This window comes from Streptomyces alkaliphilus, from assembly GCF_014141535.1.
In the GTDB taxonomy this organism is placed as follows: domain Bacteria; phylum Actinomycetota; class Actinomycetes; order Streptomycetales; family Streptomycetaceae; genus Streptomyces; species Streptomyces alkaliphilus.
This window is the reverse complement of the sequence record NZ_VKHT01000567.1, coordinates 1-3,412: the sequence shown is the minus strand read 5'-3', so window position 1 is coordinate 3,412 and position 3,412 is coordinate 1. Positions and strand designations below refer to the sequence as shown.

The 3,412-nt window shown below is 76.0% G+C and carries 4 protein-coding genes; 3 read left to right on the top strand and 1 reads right to left on the bottom strand.

What is annotated here, in order from left to right:
• The first annotated feature begins 8 nt into the window (after window positions 1-8).
• The 3 genes from rimI (at window position 9) to FNQ90_RS16775 (ending at window position 2,089) form a co-directional block, all read left to right on the top strand.
• Window positions 9-569, top strand: coding sequence for a ribosomal protein S18-alanine N-acetyltransferase (rimI, locus tag FNQ90_RS16785; protein WP_182607130.1), 561 nt, complete (start codon window positions 9-11; stop codon window positions 567-569).
• A gap of 6 nt (window positions 570-575) precedes the next feature.
• Window positions 576-1,751 (top strand): tRNA (adenosine(37)-N6)-threonylcarbamoyltransferase complex transferase subunit TsaD, encoded by a 1,176-nt coding sequence (gene tsaD / locus FNQ90_RS16780; RefSeq protein ID WP_182607127.1) that lies wholly within the window; start codon window positions 576-578, stop codon window positions 1,749-1,751.
• Between the two features lie 77 nt (window positions 1,752-1,828).
• Window positions 1,829-2,089: a hypothetical protein gene (locus tag FNQ90_RS16775; protein ID WP_182607129.1), complete on the top strand. Its 261-nt coding sequence runs from the start codon at window positions 1,829-1,831 to the stop codon at window positions 2,087-2,089.
• Window positions 2,090-2,154: 65 nt separating this feature from the next.
• Here the strand turns inward: FNQ90_RS16775 and FNQ90_RS16770 are convergent, their stop codons facing one another.
• Window positions 2,155-3,381: a class I SAM-dependent methyltransferase gene (locus tag FNQ90_RS16770; protein WP_407699382.1), complete on the bottom strand. Its 1,227-nt coding sequence runs from the start codon at window positions 3,379-3,381 to the stop codon at window positions 2,155-2,157.
• Between the last annotated feature and the right edge of the window lie 31 nt (window positions 3,382-3,412).

The window sequence follows — 3,412 nt, the reverse complement described above, 5'->3', positions numbered from 1 at the left end:
GACCGGCGGTGACCGCCCCCACCGGCGCCCGGCTGCGCCCCATGCGCTGGTGGGACATCGAGCCCGTCCTGGCGCTGGAGCGCGCACTGTTCCCCGGGGACGCCTGGACCCCCGGTATGTTCTGGTCCGAACTGGCCGGCTGCGCGGGCCCCGTGCCGACGCGCCGCTACACCGTGGCCGAGGCCGCCGACGGCTCGATCGCCGGATGGACCGGCCTGGCGTTCGCCGGGGAGAGCGCCGATGTGCAGACCATCGCCGTCGCCCCCCGACGGCAGGCCGGCGGTCTGGGCACCCGACTGCTGCGCGACCTGCTGACCGCCGCCGCCCACCTCGGCTGCCGGGAGGTCTTCCTGGAGGTCCGCACCGACAACGACCGCGCCCGCAGGCTGTACGAGCGGCACGGCTTCGAACCGATGGGCGTGCGGCGCGGCTACTACCAGCCGGGCAACCACGACGCCCTGGTGATGCGCCGCGACCACACCCGGCCGCTGCCCCCGCCGCCCGGCCGGCAGACCCCCGGCGCCGGCGGGACCCCGGCACCCTCCGCACCGACCGATCGGGAAGCATGACCGACCATGGCTGACGAACCCCTCGTCCTCGGCATCGAGACCTCCTGCGACGAGACCGGCGTCGGCGTCGTGCGCGGGCACACGCTGCTCGCCGACTCCGTGGCCTCCAGCGTCGACGAGCACGCCCGCTTCGGCGGTGTCGTGCCCGAGATCGCCAGTCGGGCGCACCTGGAGGCGATCGTCCCCACCATCGAGCGCGCCCTGGACGGAGCCGGTGTCGCCCCCGGCGACCTGGACGGCGTGGCGGTCACCGCCGGCCCCGGCCTGGCGGGCGCGCTGCTGGTCGGCGTCTCGGCGGCCAAGGCGTACGCCGCCGCGCTCGGCAAGCCGGTCTACGGCGTCAACCACCTGGCCTCGCACATCTGCGTCGACCAGTTGGAGCACGGGCCGCTGCCGGAGCCGACGATGGCTCTGCTGGTCTCCGGAGGGCACTCCTCCCTGCTGCTGGCCCCGGACATCACCACCGACGTACGGCCCCTGGGCGCCACCATCGACGACGCGGCGGGGGAGGCGTTCGACAAGATCGCCCGACTGCTGCACCTGGGCTTCCCCGGCGGGCCGGTCATCGACCGCCTCGCCCGGGAGGGCGACCCGAACGCCATCGCCTTCCCGCGGGGCCTGACCGGTCCGAGGGACGCGCCCTACGACTTCTCCTTCTCGGGCTTGAAGACGGCCGTGGCCCGCTGGGTGGAGGCCCGCAGGGCGGCCGGTGAGGAGGTGCCGGTCGCCGATGTCGCCGCGTCCTTCCAGGAGGCGGTGACCGACGTGCTGACCCGCAAGGCGATCCGCGCCTGTCGGGACGAGGGCGTGGACCACCTGATGATCGGCGGCGGGGTGGCGGCGAACTCGAGGCTGCGGGCGATGGCGGAGGAGCGCTGCGCGGCGGCCGGCATCACCCTGCGGGTGCCGCGTCCGGGACTGTGCACGGACAACGGCGCGATGGTGGCCGCGCTGGGCGCGGAGATGATGACGCGCGGGCGCGCGCCCTCCGGCTGGGACCTGCCGGCGGACTCCTCGCTGCCCGTCACCGAGCCCTCGATCCCCGCCGGCGAGGAGGTCTTCGCCGAGGACGCCGGGCACGGCCATTCGCACGGGCACGGGCACTCACACGGGCACGACCACGTGCACGAGATGAGTCGCCACAACCTGTACGAGGAGACCGGGGGAGGGGCGAGCGCATGAGCGACCCGACCGACGCCGACACGCCGGAGGTCGCCGCGGGGGAGCCGGACGCGACGCCGACCGGCACACCGACCCTGATGTGGGAGGCCAGGGCGGTGCCCGGTCGGGCCGGGGAACTGCTCGACTGGGCGCGGTCCCGCCCGTTGGACCCGCCCCCGACCCGACGGGAGACCTTCGTCGCGCCGGGCGATCGGGTCCTCGTCATCACCTGGTGGGACACGGTGCCGGAGGGCGGGGCGGGGGAGATCCCGGAGATCCCCTCCCCCGACGAGGAGTTGTTGGCGCGGCCGGTGCACCGCTGGCGCTTCACGCGCGTCGAGGGGGATCGCACCGGCTGACGGAGGGGCCCGGGAGAGGAAGACGCCCCGACCCGTGCCGGCCGGGGCGGCGGAACGCCGCCCTCTCACGACGGGGATGACGCCCCGTCCGGCGCGTCCGGTTCCACCGAGGGCCGGGCCACCAGGACCAGGGGGCGGTCGCCGACCCGGGTCACCACCAGGGTGCAGGCGTTCGGCCCGCGCGGCGCCAGCCGGCGGCGCAACTCCTCGGGGGTCATGGCGAAACCGCGCTTCTTGATCGTGAGCGTGCCCACCTCCCGGTCCCGCAGCAGCGCGCGCAGGCGCTTGAGGTTGAACGGCAGCACCTCGGTGATCTCCCATGCGGTGGCCCACGGGGTGCGGAGCGCGGTGTCCGAGGTCAGGTAGGCGATCCGGGGATCGATCAGGCGGGCTCCGAGGGTCCGGGCGACCGCGCCGACGAGCCCGGCCCGGATGACCGCGCCGTCCGGCTCGTACAGGTATCGGCCCACGGGGCCGTGCACCCCGTCCGGCTCGGGGGCGGGGGCGGGCGAGCCGTCCCCGGTGACGGTGTGCCCGCCGGGCAGGAGGGTGGCCCGTCGGGGGAACGTCGCGCCGGTGCCGAACCACAGCACGGCTTCCTTGACCTCGCCGGCGTCGGAGACCCATTCGGTCTCGGCGTCCGGCGGCAGCGCCTCGTGCGGGATGCCGGGGGCCACCTTCACGGCGGCGAGCGGGGCCCGCCGGGCGGCGTCCAGCGCCCATGACAGGGGCGGGGAGTACGCCTCGGGGTCGAAGGTGCGGCCCCGGCCGTCGCGACGGGCGGGGTCGATGAACAGCGCCGTCCCGGGGGCGGTGAGGTCGCCGATCACCGCCGGGTCGGTGACGTCCCCCCGTGCCACCCGGATCCGGTCGGTGAGTCCGAGTTCCCCGGCGTTGGCCTCCACCACGGCGCAGGCCAGGGGGGAGCGGTCGACGGCGAGCACGTCCAGTCCGGCCCGGGCCAGGGCGAGGGCGTCCCCGCCGTTGCCGCAGCACAGATCGACGACCCGGGTCGCGCCGGCCGCGACGAGGCGTCGGGCGCGGTGGGCCGCGACAAAGGCACGGGTGGCCTGTTCGACGCCGTCGGCGGTGAACCACAGGGTGTCCGCCTCGGCGCCGAATTTGGCGCGGGCCCGGACCCGCAGGCGGGCCCGGGTGAGGGCGGCGGCGACCAGGTCGGCCGGGTGGTCGCGGCGCAGGCGGGTGGCGAGGGTCAACTCCTCGCCGGGCGCGTGGTCGCGGACGGCCTCCATGAGGCGGCGGCCGGTTTCGGTGCGCAGGGCGTGCAGCAGGCGGACGTCCCGCTCCTCGGGGGTCTCCGGG